Source organism: Streptomyces sp. NPDC025721 (genome assembly GCF_055558595.1).
In genome coordinates this window covers 100,981-118,753 of the sequence record NZ_JBVHMF010000020.1, presented here as the reverse complement: position 1 = coordinate 118,753, position 17,773 = coordinate 100,981, and the positions used below count along the sequence as shown (strand labels likewise).

The following is a 17,773-nucleotide window of genomic DNA, read 5'->3' as shown; positions in this document are numbered from 1 at the left end:
CATGGGGCACAGGGGAGGCACGGGCGGTGTGGACTGCGAAGGCGCGCGGGCACACGAGGGCCGCACCGGGGTCCTCCGGCCCGGCGCCATCCCCGCCGGAGGCCGTCTCCGCGCACCTCGCGGCTCTTTGCATCGTTAGAAAAAATGAGAAAAAGGCGCCGTTAAAGGGGGAAGCGGAACGCCGCCCTCAGGTCAGGGGCGGGCCGCGCTCGGCAGGGCCGCGCTCAGACCCGGTGCGCGAGGGCGCGGCGGAGGTCGTCCAGGCCGTCGGCGAGCTGGCGGCGCATGGACGGGACCAGATCGGTACGGGCGAGACATTCCTCGGCCGCGCGTACGGTGTCGGCGTCGGCCGCACCGACCGGGAACAGCGCCCGGCTCAGCGCCTGGACCACCGCGCCGCCGCGCTCACCGGCCGCCGGAAGCCGCTCGAAGTACCTTTTTACGTAGACTCGTTGGACCTCCGGCGCGCCCGAGCGCCAGAAGCCCTCGGCGGTCGCGACGAGCTGATGAATGGTCAGCTCGCCCGGGGCGAAGAGCAGGTGCCAGGCGCGTTCCTTGGCGGCGTCGTCCGGGAGCGCGGCGCGGGCCCGGGCCGCGCCCACCTCGCTGACGTTGCCGGGGTCGGCCGCCAGCTCGGCCGCGATCCGCTCCTCGTCGGCCGCCCCGGCCGCCGCCAGCCGGGCCAGCGCCGACCAGCGCAGATCGGCGTCGAAGGCGATGCCGTCCGGCACGTCATCACCCGCCAACCAGCCCTCAAGCTGCACGAGTTGCGCGTCACCGGACGCGGTGGCGACGGCGGTGCGCAGGGCGGCCAGCCGCAGACCCCTGCCCGTGGCCGCGGCCGGGCGGGCCAGGACGGCACGGGCGGTGTCGCCGAGCCGGGCGAGCGCGGCGGGCCGGTCGGCGGGGGCGAGATAGCGGCCGATGACGTGGTCGGCGGCGAAGGCCAGCACCGCCTCGACGACGCAGTCCGAGGTCTCGCCCGGCAGGTGCGCGGCGACCAGGTCCAGATACGCGGCGGCCGATGTCTCGGCGCCGCGCGTCAGGTCGCGGAGGTGTTCCCACAGGACCGCGCGGGCCAGTTCGTCCGTGACGGCCGACAGCGAGGCGGCGACGGTGGCCGCGGAGTGCGCGTCCAGGCGCAGCCGCGCCCAGGTGAAGTCGCCGTCGTTGGGCAGCAGCAGGGCGGGGCGCGGGGCGCCTGCCAGTTCGGACAGCGGCGTACGGCCGCCCGGCGCGACCTCGACGTCCAACTGTCGGCGCGGGACGACCGCCGCGCCGTCCCGGTCGTACACGCCGACGCGTACGCGGTGCGGGCGGGTGCCGTCGTTGACGAGGACGGCGGAGGTCAGGACGCCGGGCGCCGCGCCGGGCACCGTATTCACGTCGGCCTCAGCCTCAGGCTCGACGTCGGCCTCGGCCTTGACATCGGCCTCGGCCTCGACCTCGACCTCGACCTCGATGCGCAGCGTGTCCACGCCGGTCGTCCGCAGCCAGTCGTCGGCCCAGCCGGACACGTCCGGTCCCTGTGCGCCCGCCGGGCCGGCGGGGAGGGCGAGCGCGGCGAGGAAGTCCCGGAGGTTCGCGTTGCCCCAACGGTGCGCGGCGAAGTACTTGTTGAGCCCGGCGAAGAACGCCTCGTCGCCCATCCAGTGCACGAGTTGGTGCAGTGCGGAGGCGCCCTTGGCGTACGAGATGCCGTCGAACGCGGACAGCGCCTCGGCCGCGGACTCCGCTCCGGTGGCGGCGACCGGGTGGGTGGTGGGGCGCTCGTCGGCGTCGTAACCCCAGCTCTTGCGGCGGGAGAAGAGCGTCCAGGCGCTGTCGTAGCGGGTGGACTCCGCGGCGATGCGGTAGCCGAGCACCTCGGCGAAGGACTCGTTGAGCCATACGTCCTCCCACCAGGCCAGGGTGACGAGGTTGCCGAACCACATGTGGGACATCTCGTGGCACACCACGACGGCCCGCAGCGCGCGCTGCGTGTCGGTCGGCGCGGACCGGAACAGCATCTCGTCCTGGAAGAGGACACAGGCCGGATTCTCCATCGCGGCCCAGTTGAGCTCGGGCATGAACACCTGGTCGTAGCCGCCGAAGGGGTAGCGCTCCTCGAAGAGCCCGTGCAGCCGGTCGAAGCTCGCCCGGGTCACCGCGAACAAGTCCGGTGCCTCGCGGTCGAGTTCGGCGGCGAGCGAGCGGCGCGCGTACAAGCCGAGCGGGATGCCGTCGTGTTCGGCGCGGACCGCGTACAGCGGCCCGGCGGCCACGGCGACCAGGTAGCAGGAGATCGGGCCGACCGGCGCGATCTCCCAGCGGCCGTCCTTGAGTTGGGACGACGCGCCGTTGCCGACCACCGTCCAGCCCTCGGGCGCGGTCACGGTGAAGGTGAACGGCGCCTTCAGGTCCGGCTGGTCGAAGCAGGCGAAGAGCTTCGAGGCCAGGTCGGGCGCGCACGCCGAGTACACGTAGACGGCACCGTCCGCCGGGTCGGTGAAGCGGTGCAGCCCTTCCGCCGTACGCGAGTACGCCATGTCGGCCTCGACCAGCAGCTCGTTGTCCGCCGCCAGGTCCGCCAACTCCAGCCGGTTGTCGACGTGTCGCGCGAGGTCGAGCGGCCTGCCGTTCAACTCGGCGCGCAGCAGCGTCTCCGGCTGGATCTCCACGAAGGTCGACGCGCCCGGCTCCGCGCAGCCGAACCGGATCGTGGTCGTACTGCGGAAGAGACGGTCGCCGCGCGTGACGTCCAGGGCCACGGCGTACGACCGGACGTCGAGCAGGGCGGCGCGGGCTGCGGCTTCGGTACGGAGGAGGGATCCCATCTACGGCATGCTGTCCCAGGTCCGCACGGCGGACAACAGATTTGGGGGCGGTGCGGTTGCGCCGAGCGCGAAGCCGGGGCGGCCGGCCCCGAGGCAGACCCCCACGGCCCGAGCCCCCGTACCGCGCGGCCCCGTACTCCCGTTGTCCGCGTACTCCCGTTGTCCCCGTACCCCCGTTGTCCCCGTACCCCCGTGTCCCGTACCGCGTACGCCGCTCAGCCCATGGTCTTGGCGCCGTCCAACGACTCGCGGATGATGTCCGCGTGACCGGCGTGCTGCGCGGTCTCGGCGATGAGGTGCAGCAGCACCCGCCGCGCCGACCAGAGAGCGCCCGGCTCGAACCAGGGTGCCTTCGGGAGCGGTTGGGAGGCGTCCAAGTCGGGCAGTGCCGCGACCAGTTCGTCGGTCATGCGGGCCTGCTCCTCGTACTCCTCCAGCACCCCGGCCAGTGTCTCGCCGGGCAGCAGACGGAATTCGTCGGTCCGCCGCTGCCAGTCGGCCTCGGTCATCGCCGTCGCGTCCCCGATCGCCGACGGGCCCGCCACGATGAAGTCCGTCCAGGCCCGTTCGCCTCCGGTCAGGTGCTTGATCAGGCCGCCCAGACACAGCTCGCTGACGGTCGTCCGCTGCCGCGCCTGCTCGTCCGTGAGGCCCCGCGTGGTGACGCGCAGGAAGTACCGGTGCTGGGCGAGCATCGCCAGCAGGTCCGCCCGCTCATCGGTGACGGCCCCGGCGGCCTCCTCCGTAGCCTTCGCCGCCGTGCTCTCCGCCGTGCTCTCCGCCGCGTTCATCGTCATGGTCTCGCTCATGATCCACGCCCTTCGCAGTGCTGCTCGGTCCCCCGTTGATCACCACCCTAGGAGCCGTTGCGGTCAGCTTCTGTCCGCGATGACGCGTCTCCGTCCGTTCGGTGTTTGCGCTGGTCAGAGCCCATTCGGCGCTAGATCATGCCGGGGCGGGGCCGGGCGCCGAGGGTGTGGGCGAGGCGGAGGAGATCGCGGTGGCGGGGGTCGGCGGCGGTCGCGCGGGCGAGGACGTCGAGCTGCGGGGCGGCGAGGGGGCGCTGGAGGAGCGCGCCGGGGTGCTGGAGGTCGTGGACCCTGCTGATCCAGTCGAAGGAGCGGCGGCGCGCCGGGGCCGTGACGTCGAGCTGGCCGTAGTAGACGACGTGACGCCCGCCGGGTGAGGTGATCACGGCCTTGAGGTGGCCGGGGTCGCCGACGAAGGCGGCCGGGGCGGCGACCGGTGCGAGACCGTCGGCCGGGTCGAAGAAGTGCACGCGGTCCTCGGAGCCCGCCTGGCCGCCGGCCACGCCCCACTGCGGCACGGCGAAGAGTCCGGACAGCCGTACGGTGTCGCGGTGGGCGACCGGCGTCAGCTCGGTGCGGTCCAACTGCCAGAGCATCAGGCCGCCTTGGTGGCCCGCCGTCATGAGCAGGTCGTCGTCGGCGAAGACCAGCTCCGACACCGGCGCGTGGTACCGGGGCACGGCGCCCACGGCCAGCACCCTGCTGAGCGTGGCGTCGGTGGCGATGATCCGGCCGCCGTCGGACAGGACGAGGCGGTCGCCGCGGGGCGTCACCGCCATCCGGTTGTCGTAACCGAGGCCCCACGCCTCCAGGTTGACCTGTTCGAGCCGCCCGTTGGGGCCGAGCGTGAGCGCCGCGGGATGGAGCGCGAGGGAGGCCACGCAGCCGCGGGCGGTGGAAGCCAGCCGCGTTCCCAGGAGTTGGGCGCCCTGCGCGAGGACCGTCGTGCCGTCCGGGCCGTGGCGGACGAGTTCCGTGCCCGCGTCGCGTCCGGCCCGCCGCCGGACCGCGATCACCTCGGTGGCGCTCAGGCAGGCCAGGGTGCTGTGGCAGGCGGGGCCTTCGTACAGGACGGTCCGCCGGGCGGGGTCGAGTCCCGCCTCCGGGCCGGACTCCGGTCCCGAGCCGAGGTGCTTCGGTCCCGAGCCGAGGTGCTCCGGCCCTGAGGCGAGGTGCTCCAGTCCCGAGCCGAGGTGCTTCGGTCCCGAGCCGAGGTCGAGGGTCTCGATCCGCTCGGTCGCCTCCGCGTCCCCCCGCTCCGGCACGTAGTCGATCGGGACCAGGGCCAGCACGTCGCCGCCGTGGGAGAAGGCGGAGAACGAGGGCGAGAAGAAGGTCAGGTCGTCGGGCAGCGGGCGGGTGGCGGCCTTCGCGGCCTCGGCGATCAGCGCCTCGGCCTTGCGGGGCGAGGTCTCGCGCAGCCAGGCCAGCAGTTCCTGGTCCGAGCGGGACGCGGGCAGCCAGCCGCGCCGGGGAACGCGGCGCGCGAGCCGTACCGCCTCGGCCAGGGGCGCGGCGCAGATCCGTTCCCAGTACGCGGGCCAGTCCCGCGCGTCCGCGAGCCGCGCCGCCTCCGCGCCGAATGCGGCGGCTGGCGGGGACGGCCGGGGCAGGAACTCCGGCTGCCAGCCGTGCACGGTGACGGTAACGCCCGGGACCGTGTACGTATCCCTCAGCTCGACGCGCCGGGAGCGGGCGTCGGCCTCCGGGTCCTGCGCCAGGCCCGCCGACCGCCGCGCGTCGTTCTGCGCGTGCAACGCGCCCACCAGCTCCATCTCGTACGTGGCGGGCGCCTTTTCGACGAGCCGCCGCAGGATCGCGATCGCCTCCTCGCCCACCTCCATGGCCTCGCGGGGGCGGCGCGCGTCGAGGAGGGCGGAGTGCAGCAGCCTCAGCGAGGTGACACAAGCCTCCTCGTAGTGCCGGGAGTTGGCCCGGGCGAGGCGGCGGTTGATCGCGGCCACCTCCTCCGCCACCTCGACGGCCTCGTCGTGCCGTCCCTCGGCGGTCAGTTGCCGTCCCAGCAGGGACAGCGACCTGCCGAGCGGCGTGTCCTCGACCTGCTCGCCCCCGGCCACCAACTCCCGGCTCAGGGCGACCCCTTCGCGCAGCGCGTCGGCGCCCGCCGGGGGACGGAAGGTCAGCGTCGCGCCGTTGACCAGGGCGATGGCCAGCCCTCTGCGGTACGACGGATCGCGCGCGGCGACGGTCCGATACGTGCGCGTGGCCCGCTCGTTGGCGCGGTACGCGTCCTCCCAGCGACCGGCCGCCTCCAGCCGCGTACTGAGATTGGCCAGCGCGGTGGCCAGGTGGGGGGTGTACGCGGACACGTAGTCCGTCACCGGAGCGGACGCGTCGTCGGGCCGGTCCTCGGCGACCAGCCGCTCGAAGAGGTCCACGACCCGCTGCTGGGTGCTCAGCGACTCCTCCAACCGGCCCAGCGAGACGAGGTGGTTGGCGACATTGGTCAGGGCGCGGCCGACGTGCTCCTCGTACCGCCGGGGGTCGGTCGCGGCCAGCTCGGCGAAGAGGTCCGCGCCGCGCCGCGTGGCCCGCAGCGCCTCCTCCGTACGGCCCAGGTCGTCCAGGTTGTTGCCGTGGTTGACGTGCAGCCCGGCTCGCGCGTCCACATCGTCCGCCGCCGCCAGCCGGTGCTCGAACAGCCGTACCAGCAGCGCCGCCCGACCCACCGTCAGGTCCGCAGGCACCGGTTCCGGCAGCTCGGCGGCGACATCTTCGAGGAGGTCGGGCCCGATGTCCGGCAGACCGGCCAGAGCGGTGAGCGCGGCGCCCCCGGCCGCGACGCCCAGCGCGGGCTCGGCGGCCAACAGCGGGTAGAGGCACGTGCGTCCGACGTGCGGCCAGCGGCCCGCAGCCGTGGCGAGCGCCGTGACCGGCCGGGCGGGACCGCCGCAGCGGCGCAGTACGGTCGCCGCCGTTTCCGGGGCCCAGGGCTGCGCGGGGTAGTCGGCCGGGTGACCCGGCAGCGTGAGGGCGACGAAGTCCTCTGCCAGGCGGTCGGGATAGAGCGGTTCGAGTACGGTGTCGGCCGCTTCCTCGGGCGGCGGGTAGCACACCGCGTGATCGGCGAGGACGGTCGGCGGCGGGTGGCCGAGGCGTAACTCGTCCACCAGGAGCGTGCCGCGGGCGGTGGGCTGCGCGCCGCCCAGCGAGGCGGCGAAGACCACCTGGTTCATCACCGCGGGCGGGACGGTGACGCGGCCCGGTGTCCCGTGCAGCAGCGTCCAGCCCAACTGCTCGCGGTCGAGGAGGTAGACGGTCAGCCCGGCCAGGTCCTCCGGGGCGCGGCGGCCGGTGGCCTCGGCGTCCACCGCCACGAGCGCGGCCATGTGGACGGCGAGGGTCAGGCCGAAGTCGGCCGGCCGTAAGTCGGGTTGGCGGTCCGGCGGGGGGATGCCGTATCGGGCGGCGAAGCCGTCGCGCGCCGCGCGGAACATCGGGCCGCGGTCGTCGCGGCGCGGGTCACCGGCCCGTCGCCGGAAGCCCTCCTCCATGTCCAGCGGGCCCAACGCCTGTGTGGAGACGTCGACTTGCTCATTGCTCAGAGCGGCGCGCAGCGCGGGCCAGGGGTCGGTGCTCCGTGCCAGGAGCAGGACGCGGGTCGGCACGTCCGGCCGGTGCAGCAGCGCGTTGCTGAACAGCCACGTCAGGCTGGTCAGCGCCCAGCGGTCGGCGTAGTCGACCAGGAGCAGCAGTCCCGCCGCGTCGTCCAGCCGCAGATCCTGGCTGCCCTGCGGCGGCAGTACGGTGCCCGGTCCCTCGACCGCGGTGACCACTTTCCAGCCCTGATCGGCGAGTTGCCCCGCGAGCTGCTGGGCGAGGCGGGTCTTGCCCTGGCCGCCGGGCGCGTGCAGCCAGCGGGCCGCGCGCCGGGGGCCGTCCGTGCACCAGGCGTGCAGGGAGGCCAGTTCGGTGTCGCGGCCGGTGAAGGGGGCCACGGCGTAACGGGCGTTGAGCATCCTGCTGGGCTGCTGGGCCAGCCACTCCGCCGCGGGCTCCGGGGCCGGGGACCACTGCCTGAGGAGGTAGAGGGGGGTGCCGTCGCCGAAGACGTGGATGTCCGCGCCGATGGCGCCGTAGGCGAAGCCGCCGACCGCGGTGACATTCTGGCTGGTCACGTCATGGGTCCGCCGTCGCGGCGGGCGCCGGGTGCCTGGCCGTCGGGCGATGGGGCGTCGGGCGATGGGGCGTGGGGCGCTGGGGCGTGGGGCGTCGGGGTGACGGGGTCGGCGCTCGGGGCCACGGGGCTGGCGCTCGGAGTCACGGGGCCCGCCGCCGGGGCCTCGTGGATGATCACGTTGCCGTTCTGGACGCCGAAGGCGCGGGCGTTGTCGTGGGCCTCGACGTTCTGGTGGTACCGCACCCACTGCTGCTCGGAACCCGGCAGCTCGGCCTCCAGCCGTACCGTCAACTCCCGAATGGCCTCGGCCGCCTCGGGGTTGTCCCGCAGGAACTGCTCCAGGCGCAGCCGCCAGCCCGGCTGCAAGCTCTCCCTGGCCGCCCCCGCGTCGTCCGCCGCCACCACCAGCGCGGCCTCGCTGTCCAACTGCGCCGCCAGCGCGGCCGGTTCGTGCTCGCCTCCGCGACGCAGCACCCGCAGGATTCCCGTACGCGCCGTCTGCCAGGCGTCCGTGGCCATCGCGGCGACCAGCGTCGTGGACGCGGCTGCCGCAAGCGTCGCCAGGGATTCGATCATCGGCTTCCTTCCGCGGCGTGGCCAGGTGCTTCCATCGTGCCACCGAACCGCCCGGCCGTTAGGCTTGTTGGTCACGCCCGCGCGGCGAGGGAGGGGGCAGCCATGGGGAACGGCTCGACCCGCAGGCGGCTGCACCGGCAGGTCCGTACGGCCCGCGCCCTGTTCGACGAGGGCGCCCTCGAAGAGGCCGAAGCGCTGCTCCGCAGCCTCATGTCCGACTGCGACGACGCCTTCGGCGGCGACCACCGCGAGTCGATCGGCCTCCGCAATCTGCTGGGCTCGGTCCTCTACCAGCAGGGCAAGCTCGGCGCCTCCGCCGCCCTGCACGGCGAGGCCATGGCCCGCGCCGCCCGCGTCCTCGGGTCCGACGACCCCGCCACGCTCGGTTACGCCCACAACTACGGTGCGGCCCTGGCCGTCCAGGGCCGCACCTCCGACGCCGTCTCCGTCCTCGACGACACCCTCCAGCGCCGCGTCCGCCGCCTCGGCGACGCCCACGAGGACACCCTGACCACCGCCAACACCCTCGGCGCCACGCTCTTCACCGCCGGTGCCCGCTCCGACGGCCTCACCCTCCTCCGCCGAGCCCACGCCTCCGCCCAACGCCTCCCCCCGAGCCATCCGCTCCGCGAGGACATCGCCCGCAATCTGGCGATCGCCCAACGCAACACGGGCAGTTGGTAGCAGCCTCCCCGCGCGAACTGAGAGAGGCCCCTCGGCGGCCCGGCCGGCGTCCGTCCCCGCGCATGCGGGGAGCCGTGGACGGTACCGAACCAGCCGTCACGCAGCTCGGGGCCATCCCCGCCTGTGCGGGGCGCAGTTGACGTCGATCAGCGCGATCTCCTGGATCACGGGGCCATCCCCGCGCGGGCGGGGAACAGGTCACGTCACGGGCCGTCGACTGGACCGAGGAGGGGCCATCCCCGCTCGTGGCCACGTAGAGCGTACGGCTGCGGCAGCCGGGCGGGGGGCGGTGGGCCGTCCGTGGAGGCCGCGCGGGACGGCGGCGCCGGGGTCAGGGGTGGAGGGTGCGGGTGACGAGGGCGGCGAGGAGGCGGGCGCGGGGGATGAGTTCGGATGTGAGGACGTGTTCGGTGGAGGCGTGGGCGCCGGTGCCGACGGCGCCCAGACCGTCGAGCGTGGGGCAGCCGACGGCGGCCGTGTAGTTGCCGTCTGAGGCGCCGCCGACGGGGAGGCCGCGCAATGGGGGGCGGCCCGAGGCAGCGGTGAGGGCGGCGGCGAGCGCGAAGAGGTCTGCGGAGGAGGCGGGTTCCATCGGGGGGCGGCGGGGGCCGCCGCGAAGGGAGAGCCGGGCGCCGGGGGTACGGGCGGTGAGGCCGCGCATGAGGACGTCGATACGGTCCTGCGCGGCACGCGTCGGCGCGCGGACGTCGACGGAGACGACGGCCTGGGCCGGAACGGTGTTGCGGGTGCTGCCCGCCGACAGCAGGGTGGGGGTGACGGTCGACGTGCCCAACTCCGTATCCCGCGCCGCCAATTCGGCCAGCGCCAGCACCTGGTGGGCGGCCTCGACCGCCGCGTTGACCCCCTTCTCCGGCTCCAGTCCCGCGTGCGCGGCGCGGCCGTGCACCACCACCTCGTAGCGTGACGTCCCCTTGCGCGCCGTCTTGAGCGCGCCGGTCCCGTCCGCCGACGCCTCGAGGACGAAGGCCGCCGCGCACCCCCGCGCGGTCTCCTCGATCAGCGCGCGGGAGGTCGGGGAGCCGACCTCCTCGTCACCGTTGACCAGCACGCAGACGCCGTCGAGGGACGGCAGCGAGGCGAGCGCGTGGAACATCTGCACCAGCCCGGCCTTCATGTCCAGGACGCCGGGGCCGCGCGCGATCCCGTCCGTCACCGACCAGGGGTGGGTGGCGAGCGTGCCGGCCGGCCAGACGGTGTCGTGGTGCCCGACGAGCAGGACGCGCGGAGTGCCGAAGGCCCACCGCAGGTGCGGTACGCCGTCGCTCACGATCGTCTCCGGCGCGGCGCCGAGCAGGCGGGCGCCCAGCGCGCCGACCACGTCGGCGCTGCGCGCGAGTGCGACGTGGTCGGCGGAGAAGGACTCGCAGACGACCAGCTCCTCAAGGTCGGACAGCATCTCCCGCAAGGAGAAAGGGGGTTCGGAATTCGGCTGCGCCATGGCGACTCCCGCGTCAGAGGGAACGGGCTCAGGTCCGGTCGGACCAGGCCCCGTTCGGTCCCTTCGACGGTAGGAACCCCCGCCCCATTCCACCAGCGACTACATTTCATGTGACCCATGCAGAGAGGGAATGGCGTGCGCGACACCTTCGGTACGGACGCGCTGCGGCTGCTGCTCGCCGTCGCGGACACCGGCTCCTTCACCGCCGCCGCGCAGCGGCTCGCCTACACGCAGTCCGCCGTCTCCCGCCGCGTCGCCGCGCTCGAACGGCAGGCGGGCGGACCGCTGTTCGTCCGCCTGCCGCGAGGCGTACGGCTGACGCCCGCAGGAGCGGCCCTGCACCGGCACGCCACCGAGGTGCTGGACCGACTGGCCCGCGCGGAAGCCGAGTTGGCCGCCATCCACGCGGGCCGGGGCGGCACCCTGCGCGTCGGTGCCTTCGCCACCGCGAACATCGCCCTCGTACCGGCCGCGCTGCGTGCCTTCACCCGCGCGCGTCCCGACGTCGAGGTCGTCGCGGTCGAGGGCCGCAGCGACGCGCTGGTCCAGCGCCTCGCGGACGGCGCGCTCGACATCGCCGTGGTCAGCGACTACCCGTCGGGCCTGCCGTCGGCCGAGGGCGTCACGACGGACGCGCTGCTGGCGGACGAGCTGTACGTGGGTCTGCCGCGCGACCACCGGCTGGCCGCAAGCGCGAATGCGGTCCACCTCGGCGACCTGCGCGACGAGTCCTGGATTCAGGACGCGCCCGCAGGAGGGCACCCGGCCCTCCTGCTCGACGCCTGCGCGCAGGCGGGCTTCGCGCCGCGCAAGCTGATCCGCGTCGCCGAGTGGAGCGGGAAATTCGGCTACGTCGCCGCCGGGCTCGGCGTCGCCCTCGTGCCCTCCCTCGCGCTGTGGGCCGTCCCGCCCGACCTCGCCCTCCGCCCCCTGGCGCCCCCGTTCCCGCGCCGCACCGTCCACACCGCGCTTCCCCCGTCCCCCCTCCCCTCGGCCCGGCTCCTGGCGGACCTCCTCCGGGCGGCGGCCCGCCCCGCGACCCGGCCGAGCGGACCGGGCCGAGTACGAACGCCCGCTCCCGGCAGCCCTGTTGACGGCGGCGTTGAGCGCGCCGAAGTCCAGGCCGTGTGCCATCCCGAAGTACGGTCCTTCGCCGAGCAGTTCAGCGGCGGCCCGCCGGGCGGCACCGTAGGCGGCCTGGGCCAGGGCGGTGCCGACGCTGATCCGACGGACGCCGACGGCGGAGAAGTCGGCCCCTGACGGCGAGCCGGGACCGGCCATGACGTAGACGGGCAGCGGGCTGTCGCGGACGAGGGCCACCACGGCGGGCAGGTCGACGAGGCCGGGGACGAAGATCCTGTCGGCGCCGGGCTTCGGCGTACGCCGCCCGCCGCGAGGGAGTCCTCCAGGTTGACGCCGACGGCTCCGGCCACATCCGGACACGCTGCCACGCACACCGGAACGGGCCGCGTCCGGGCGGAACGGCTGACGTCCAGCCGGAACAGGCGGCGTCCAGCCGGAACGGGCGGCGGAAGCGGATCGGAAGCGGTCCGGTTCTGGCCGGGGAAGCGGCGGCACTGGTCGCATCTGAGGTGTCAACAGCCCTTCCGCGCAGGCGCGTACGCCAGCGTGCCGAGCGGGATCGGGCGCACACCGCACCGACCGTTGGAGTGGTCCATGAGCGACCCCGGCCTGCCGTCCCCCGACCCGAATCCGTACCCGTATCCCAGATCCGCCGGCCTGCCGGTGCCGCCATCGGCGCCGCCGTCCACACCGCCGTCCACACCGCCGTCCGCACCCGTACCCGTACCCGTACGGGCCTCCGAACCGGACTCCGTACCGGCGCAGTTCCCCCCGTACGTGTCCGCGCCCGGTCCGACGCCGTACCGGCACGTGGGCCTGATACCGAGCGCCGGGCCCGCGCGCGGGTGGGGGCTGGTCGTCGCCGCCGCGCCCCTGCTGCTGATCGCGCTGATCGCCCTCGTCGCCGGCTCGGCGCTGCACCCGACGAGCGGCCTCACCTCCGGGGCGCGCACCGGCGTCAGCTCCGCCCACGGCGCGCCCGCACACCGCGCCGCCGCCGACGACCTGTTGAGAGCGGAGCGCTGAGCCGCCATGACCGTCACCCGGACCGTGCTCCCGCACACCGCCGAGCCCCCGCAGGCGCCGCCGGTGTCCCGCGCGTACGCCCGTACGAAGGCGACCCGTCTGCTGTCGGCGGGCACGTACCTCGACCCCGTCTACCGCCGCACCGTCATCCGGGAGTTGCTACGCAACCGCTTCCGCGTGGTCGCGCCGTCCTACGGCTACGACAACGTGTCCGTCCTCGCGCACGCCCTCGCCGCCCGCCGACTGCGGCGTCTGCAACGGTGGTTGGGCGCCGGATCGGTCGTCGCCGCGCTGATCCTGACCGCGAGCGGTGCGGTCAATCCCGTCATCGCCGTCCTGCTGGTGTTCTGGGCGCTGTGGGCGCTGGCGTACCTGCGCCGGATCGTGACCCTGAACATCCTGATGACGCGGCTGAAGGAGACCGGCACCGACGGCGGTTTCGACGGGGCGTACCCGGCGAACGCGCGCCTGACCGAGACCCTGATCCGCAAGATCGACCGGGAGCAGTCCGCCAGCGACAGCCTGGTCTTCTACGGCGGCTTCCGGCCGTTCGTCGGCGCGGGCGAACCGCTGCGCGACTGGGCGAACGCCCAACTCCTCATCGGCGCGCGGAAGCTGCGCCTGAAGTCCAGGGACCACGAGGGGAAGCGGGACGTCGAGGGGACGGCGCCGGGTCTCGACACCGACGAGCACAAGCCGCTCCTGCCGTTCACCGTGGACAAGATCACCGCATACGTCGGCGAGCGGATGGCCGCCGAACTGCGCGACGGCGCGAAGCCGGGCGAGCGCATCGAGGGCCTGGCCGTCGAGCGGCGCCGCTTCACCACGGCGATCCGGACCAACGACCGCACCAGCGGCGAGGGTTGGTCCCGGCTGCCGGGCATCGGCGATCTGCCGGACCTGCACTGGCGCGAGGACTACGACTCGGCGCGCGAGTACCTGTGCGTGCGGATCGGCTCGTGGAACGAGGAGTTGGTGACCTCGATCTTCGTCGGCTTCGACCTCAAGGGGAACACGCTCCACACCGAGTTCTACCCGTACGTCCTCGGGCCGCTCGTGGAGGACTTCCACCTGGTCGACCGGCTGCCGGACGCCTTCGACGGGCGGCTGGCGGTGCGGGTGGCCTGGGACATGGTCAAGGCGACGCCGCGCTGGGGGTTCAGCCTGCTGCTCTCGCCGCTGCGGCTGCTGCCCGAGCGCTTCCTGCCGTCGCCGCTGCGCTCCCTGGTCCGGCCCGGCCGCCGCGGCCCCAGTTCCATCCGGATCGGCACGAGCGTGACCTCGGTCGACAGCAGCGAATTCCGCCTGGGGCGTTACGTGACCAAGTCGGTCAACTGCGGTGCGCTGACCAGCGTGCGCGAGTTGGCGACGAACGACTACTACCACGCCTTCTTCCAGAAGTCCGACGCCGTGAAGTACACGCAGATCGTCGAGCGCCGTCTGCTGGAAATCATCCGGACGTTCCTGAACGACCACAATGTGGATCTCACCGACCACGACAGGGCGCAGAACAACATCCTCAACTACGAGGACAAGAGCATGCACGTCTCCGGCGACAACAACAGGAATTTCGGCTACGAGTACGCGCCGGGCAACGGCGGAACCGCGAACGGCCAAGGGGATTGAGCGGCATGGGCGACGAAATGGATCACCAGGACAAGCGCATGACCGTTTCCGGTTCCGGAAATGAGCACTTCGGGTACGAATACCGTCCTGTTCTGGCCGCCGCGCAGGAGCCGGCCGCCACCGGGACCGCGCGGCCGGACTCCCCGGCGCCGACGCCGTACGACGGCCTCCGCAGCCGCAACGTCTTCGTCGTGCACGGCCGGGACGAACAGGCGCGGCTCGCGATGTTCGGGCTGCTGCGGCGGCTCGACCTGCGCCCGCTGGAGTGGGAGGAGTTGGTGCGGGCGACCGGCAAGACCTCGCCCTACATCGGTGAGGTGATCGCGAACGCGCCGTCGCTCGCGCAGGCCGCGCTCGTGCTGCTCACCCCGGACGACACCGCCAAGCTGCACCCCGAACTCCTCGGTGACTACGAGCGGGTGGACGAGGTGCAGTACACCGGGCAGCCCCGGCAGAACGTGCTGATCGAGTTGGGCATGGTGCTGATGGCGTACCGCGCGCGTACGGTCATCGTCGAGGTGGGCCGGCTGCGGCACGCCACCGACATCGAGGGCCTCAACGTGATCCGCTTCGACGGTTCGCAGTCGTCGCTGGAGAAGGTCGTCGCCCGGCTGAAGGTGGCCGAGTGCCCGGTGGACGACAGCCGCTCCGACTGGCGCGACACGTCGTACTTCGAGAATCTGTCGGCCTATCGGCGGCTCGCCTGACACGCGGCCCGCCGGACACGCACCGCATCACCTCGCAGGACGGAGCAGGGGCGGCCGGAGACCGGCCGCCCCCTCTCGTACGGTCCGCACGCACCATCCGGCGTCCGCCTTACGCGCGGTCGACGCCCGACGCCAACGTCCGCAAGAAAGCGGCCACTTCCGGCATGTTGACGCGCTCCAGGTCCGCGGACCGGACCACCACCCGCAGCTCACGGCAGACCGCGCCCTCGCGGGACCTGGCGATGAACGACATCAGGATCAGCCGCAACAGGCTGTCCTGGTCGAGGTAGTCGAGACGGGACAGCCCCGAACCGACCAGCGGCATCGCCACCGCCTCCGGGCGCGCGTACCGACTCACCGTGTCCCAGAGCCGGTTGAGGCTGAACCAGAGGTCCTCCACGCTGGACGCGGCCACGTAGTCGTTGCCGATACGGCTGTACGCCGCCGCGAACGTCAGCCGCGGGCGGGTGCCGAGGACCGCCACCGTGCCGATCGGGTAGCGGTCCAGCTTGCCCAGCGGCTTGCGGGCCCGGTCCTCGCGCGCGACGGGCGTCACCGCGCCGAGGGCCGCGTCCAACTCGGCGTCCAGGCGCGGGAGGTCGTCGTCGTAGCGGCGGGCGAGCAACTGCCCCTGGACGCTCGCCTCGTTGATGACCAGGCCGCCCTCGGGGGCGGTGTCGAAGGTGTCGGTGAAGCCGATCACGAGGTGCGCGGCCTGCTCGAACAGGTCGCCCTCCTCGACCACCACCGTCATGTCGGGGCGCCGGAACTCCTGCCGCACGCGCGTGACCGGCCGGGCCCTGCCGATGCCCCACAGCACGCAGGCCGCCACCGATGCCGCGGTCACCGGGGCCGGATCGGGAAAGCTCTGGGGAAAGAGCTGCCCCACGAACTGGAGGACCGCGGATATTCCGCCGAATGCCGCAATGGCATTGCGCACGAAGATCTGCCGGGCGCGCCGCGCCACACGCAACCGTAAGCGAGCGCGGAGCCGAGTCCGTAACACGGAACGCGACGGAGAACGCGACGGAGAACGCGGCGGGGGAAGCGACGGGGAACGCGGCCCGGTAGGCGATCCGCGCCGTAACCGCACGCGTAACCGCGCGCGCACGCGCATCCTGCGCCGCACCCCTGCCGGCGGGAGGGCCGGAACCGGGCCTGTGGGATCAGCGGAACTCATGGTTTTTCCAAGGCGGCTTGATAATCTGGCATTCGCCTCCGGGAGTTTGCGTCGAGGGAGGCGGAAACGGGTGGGGAAAGCAATGACGCACGTTCGGATAAATGTGCTGGGGCCCGTACTGCTCGAAGTCGACGGTCTTCCGGTACGGCTGACACCGCTCACGACCCGGCTGCTGGTCCGGCTGGTGGCCGCCGAGGGCGAGGCCGTTCCCGTACGTCAACTGCGCCGCGACGTCTGGGGGCTGGCCGACGAGCCGCGGCATCAGGCACAGCGCAATCGCAACGAGGTGCAAAAGCGTGTCCTGGAGTTGCGGCGCGCCCTCGATCCGGGTCAGGACGGCACGGCCGCCCGGCTGCTGCGGACCGAGCAGCAGGTCACCGTGGGCGGCGCGGAGACCGCGTACCGACTGGTGCCGCGCGCCGAGGAGTTGGACAGCGCGCGGTTCACGGCGGTCGTCGGCGAGGCGCTGCTCGCGCCGCCCGCGACCGCGGCCCACCGGCTGGCCGAGGCGCTGGGCATGGTGCGCGGACGGCCGCTTGCCGAGGTCAACGGGGAGGCGTTCGCCGTCGACTTCGTCCGGCGGCTCACCGCGCTCCAGGACTCCGCCCGGCGCGGCCTGGTCCGCTCCCGCACCGAACTCGGCCGCCCCGATCTCGCCCTGCCGGTGGCCGAGTTGATCGCCCGCGAGCATCCCGGCGACCCGGACGCGGCCCGCACGCTCGAAGCCCTGCGGACCGCCCTGCGCGCGCGGCACGGCGCCGAACTGCTGCGCCACGCGGTGCCGTTGCCCGGCCGACAAGTGGACGTCGTGCTCGTGCAGGGCGATCTGTTCGACCAGACGGACGCCAATCTGGTGGTCGGCTTCACCGACACCTTCGACACCGCGACCGACGAGGACGTCGTCATCAGCCGCGGCAGCGTCCAGGGCCAGCTCGTGGACCGGCTCTTCGCCGGCCAGCGCCGCCTGCTGGACGAGAAGCTGCGGGCCGGGCTGCGCGCGGTGCCCGCCGTCGGTACGGAGACCAGCCGCGCCAAACCGCGCGGCCGGCGCGTGCGGTACCCGGTGGGCACGACCGTCGCCGTACCGGTGGACGGACGGCGGGTCTTCGCGACGGCGTATTCGCGGATCGGCAACGACCTCGTCGCGCACTCCGGCCACGACGACCTGCGGGCCAGCCTGGACAGCCTCTGGGCCTCGGTGGCCGTGCACGGCCTGTTCAAGCCGCTGGCCGTCCCGCTCATCGGCTCCGGACTCGCGCGCGTCACCGACCTCGACCGCGGGCAGCTCGCGGCCCTGATCGTGGACTCGTTCATCGGCGCGTGCCGTCGATACGCGGCGCTGACACCGGAGTTGCGGATCGTCATCAGGCCCGAGGACCTGGGCAGGACGGATCTGTCGCCGGTGGAGCGGCGGTTCGAGGAGCGGTACGGGGAGGCGGTGGCGGAGCCGGGTGGGCGGCCGGTGGTGGAGAGGGTCGCGGAGGGGGCTGTCGCGGGGGGTGCGGAGAGGGTCCCGGAGCCCTTCGCGGGGGCGGACCTGGCCGAGTGACGGCGGGTGCGTGGTCGTCGCCGCGACCGTGGCCGTAGCCGTAGCCGTAGCCGTAGCCGTAGCCGTAGCCGCGACCGTACGCGTCCCCGAGCCCGTACCGTACGACCGGCTGTACCC

Annotated in this window: 12 protein-coding genes and 1 pseudogene; 6 read left to right on the top strand and 7 right to left on the bottom strand. The window is 73.5% G+C overall.

Annotation, left to right across the window (positions count from 1 at the left end; translation table 11 throughout):
* Positions 1 to 224: 224 nt before the first annotated feature.
* From pepN to ACZ4EF_RS25660, 4 genes are all read right to left on the bottom strand, one after another.
* On the bottom strand, positions 225 to 2,816 hold the full coding sequence (gene pepN / locus ACZ4EF_RS25675; protein WP_467506491.1) for an aminopeptidase N: 2,592 nt from the start codon (positions 2,814 to 2,816) through the stop codon (positions 225 to 227).
* Between the two features lie 215 nt (positions 2,817 to 3,031).
* Entirely contained in the window at positions 3,032 to 3,625 is a 594-nt protein-coding gene (locus ACZ4EF_RS25670) for a DinB family protein (protein ID WP_467506490.1), read from the bottom strand.
* A 131-nt stretch (positions 3,626 to 3,756) separates the two neighbouring features.
* Entirely contained in the window at positions 3,757 to 7,764 is a 4,008-nt protein-coding gene (locus tag ACZ4EF_RS25665) for a hypothetical protein (protein WP_467506489.1), read from the bottom strand.
* Positions 7,761 to 8,342, bottom strand: a complete 582-nt coding sequence (locus tag ACZ4EF_RS25660; RefSeq protein WP_467506488.1) for a hypothetical protein — start codon at positions 8,340 to 8,342, stop codon at positions 7,761 to 7,763. Before ACZ4EF_RS25660 ends, ACZ4EF_RS25665 begins: the two co-directional genes overlap by 4 nt.
* A gap of 102 nt (positions 8,343 to 8,444) precedes the next feature.
* Between ACZ4EF_RS25660 and ACZ4EF_RS25655 the strand changes: the two genes are divergently transcribed.
* A complete protein-coding gene (locus ACZ4EF_RS25655; RefSeq protein ID WP_467506487.1) occupies positions 8,445 to 9,026 on the top strand; it encodes a tetratricopeptide repeat protein in 582 nt (193 codons plus the stop codon).
* Between the two features lie 331 nt (positions 9,027 to 9,357).
* Here ACZ4EF_RS25655 and ACZ4EF_RS25650 read toward each other — a convergent pair whose 3' ends face one another.
* A complete protein-coding gene (locus tag ACZ4EF_RS25650) occupies positions 9,358 to 10,485 on the bottom strand; it encodes a M20 family metallopeptidase (protein ID WP_467506486.1) in 1,128 nt (375 codons plus the stop codon).
* A 117-nt stretch (positions 10,486 to 10,602) separates the two neighbouring features.
* Here ACZ4EF_RS25650 and ACZ4EF_RS25645 point away from each other — a divergent pair, with 117 nt between their 5' ends.
* Positions 10,603 to 11,745, top strand: a complete 1,143-nt coding sequence (locus tag ACZ4EF_RS25645) for a LysR family transcriptional regulator (RefSeq protein WP_467506485.1) — start codon at positions 10,603 to 10,605, stop codon at positions 11,743 to 11,745.
* On the opposite strand, the pseudogene ACZ4EF_RS25640 reads toward ACZ4EF_RS25645, so the two are convergent.
* Positions 11,701 to 12,072: pseudogene (locus ACZ4EF_RS25640) on the bottom strand (isocitrate lyase/phosphoenolpyruvate mutase family protein); the annotation flags it as partial. The gene ACZ4EF_RS25645 and the pseudogene ACZ4EF_RS25640 overlap by 45 nt on opposite strands.
* Before the next feature lie 90 nt (positions 12,073 to 12,162).
* Between ACZ4EF_RS25640 and ACZ4EF_RS25635 the strand changes: the two are divergent.
* From ACZ4EF_RS25635 to ACZ4EF_RS25625, 3 genes are read left to right on the top strand one after another with little or no spacing between them, the layout of a single operon-like run.
* Positions 12,163 to 12,594: a hypothetical protein gene (locus tag ACZ4EF_RS25635; protein WP_467506484.1), complete on the top strand. Its 432-nt coding sequence runs from the start codon at positions 12,163 to 12,165 to the stop codon at positions 12,592 to 12,594.
* 6 nt (positions 12,595 to 12,600) lie between these two features.
* A complete protein-coding gene (locus tag ACZ4EF_RS25630; RefSeq protein ID WP_467506483.1) occupies positions 12,601 to 14,220 on the top strand; it encodes a hypothetical protein in 1,620 nt (539 codons plus the stop codon).
* 5 nt (positions 14,221 to 14,225) lie between these two features.
* Entirely contained in the window at positions 14,226 to 14,927 is a 702-nt protein-coding gene (locus ACZ4EF_RS25625; RefSeq protein ID WP_355336466.1) for a nucleotide-binding protein, read from the top strand.
* Between the two features lie 109 nt (positions 14,928 to 15,036).
* Here the strand turns inward: ACZ4EF_RS25625 and ACZ4EF_RS25620 are convergent, their stop codons facing one another.
* On the bottom strand, positions 15,037 to 15,867 hold the full coding sequence (locus ACZ4EF_RS25620; protein ID WP_402710366.1) for a macro domain-containing protein: 831 nt from the start codon (positions 15,865 to 15,867) through the stop codon (positions 15,037 to 15,039).
* A 322-nt stretch (positions 15,868 to 16,189) separates the two neighbouring features.
* On the opposite strand from ACZ4EF_RS25620, the gene ACZ4EF_RS25615 reads away from it, so the two are divergent.
* Positions 16,190 to 17,656, top strand: a complete 1,467-nt coding sequence (locus tag ACZ4EF_RS25615) for a macro domain-containing protein (RefSeq protein WP_467506482.1) — start codon at positions 16,190 to 16,192, stop codon at positions 17,654 to 17,656.
* Positions 17,657 to 17,773 lie beyond the last annotated feature (117 nt).

Bases quoted from the DNA above. Each gene is read 5' to 3' on its own strand.
- ACZ4EF_RS25650 (WP_467506486.1), bottom strand. From the start codon at position 10,485: ATGGCGCAGCCGAATTCCGAACCCCCTTTCTCCTTGCGGGAGATGCTG.
- ACZ4EF_RS25670 (WP_467506490.1), bottom strand. From the start codon at position 3,625: ATGAGCGAGACCATGACGATGAACGCGGCGGAGAGCACGGCGGAGAGC.
- ACZ4EF_RS25645 (WP_467506485.1), top strand. From the start codon at position 10,603: ATGCAGAGAGGGAATGGCGTGCGCGACACCTTCGGTACGGACGCGCTG.
- ACZ4EF_RS25655 (WP_467506487.1), top strand. From the start codon at position 8,445: ATGGGGAACGGCTCGACCCGCAGGCGGCTGCACCGGCAGGTCCGTACG.
- ACZ4EF_RS25615 (WP_467506482.1), top strand. From the start codon at position 16,190: ATGACGCACGTTCGGATAAATGTGCTGGGGCCCGTACTGCTCGAAGTC.
- ACZ4EF_RS25660 (WP_467506488.1), bottom strand. From the start codon at position 8,342: ATGATCGAATCCCTGGCGACGCTTGCGGCAGCCGCGTCCACGACGCTG.
- ACZ4EF_RS25625 (WP_355336466.1), top strand. From the start codon at position 14,226: ATGGGCGACGAAATGGATCACCAGGACAAGCGCATGACCGTTTCCGGT.
- pepN (WP_467506491.1), bottom strand. From the start codon at position 2,816: ATGGGATCCCTCCTCCGTACCGAAGCCGCAGCCCGCGCCGCCCTGCTC.
- ACZ4EF_RS25635 (WP_467506484.1), top strand. From the start codon at position 12,163: ATGAGCGACCCCGGCCTGCCGTCCCCCGACCCGAATCCGTACCCGTAT.
- ACZ4EF_RS25630 (WP_467506483.1), top strand. From the start codon at position 12,601: ATGACCGTCACCCGGACCGTGCTCCCGCACACCGCCGAGCCCCCGCAG.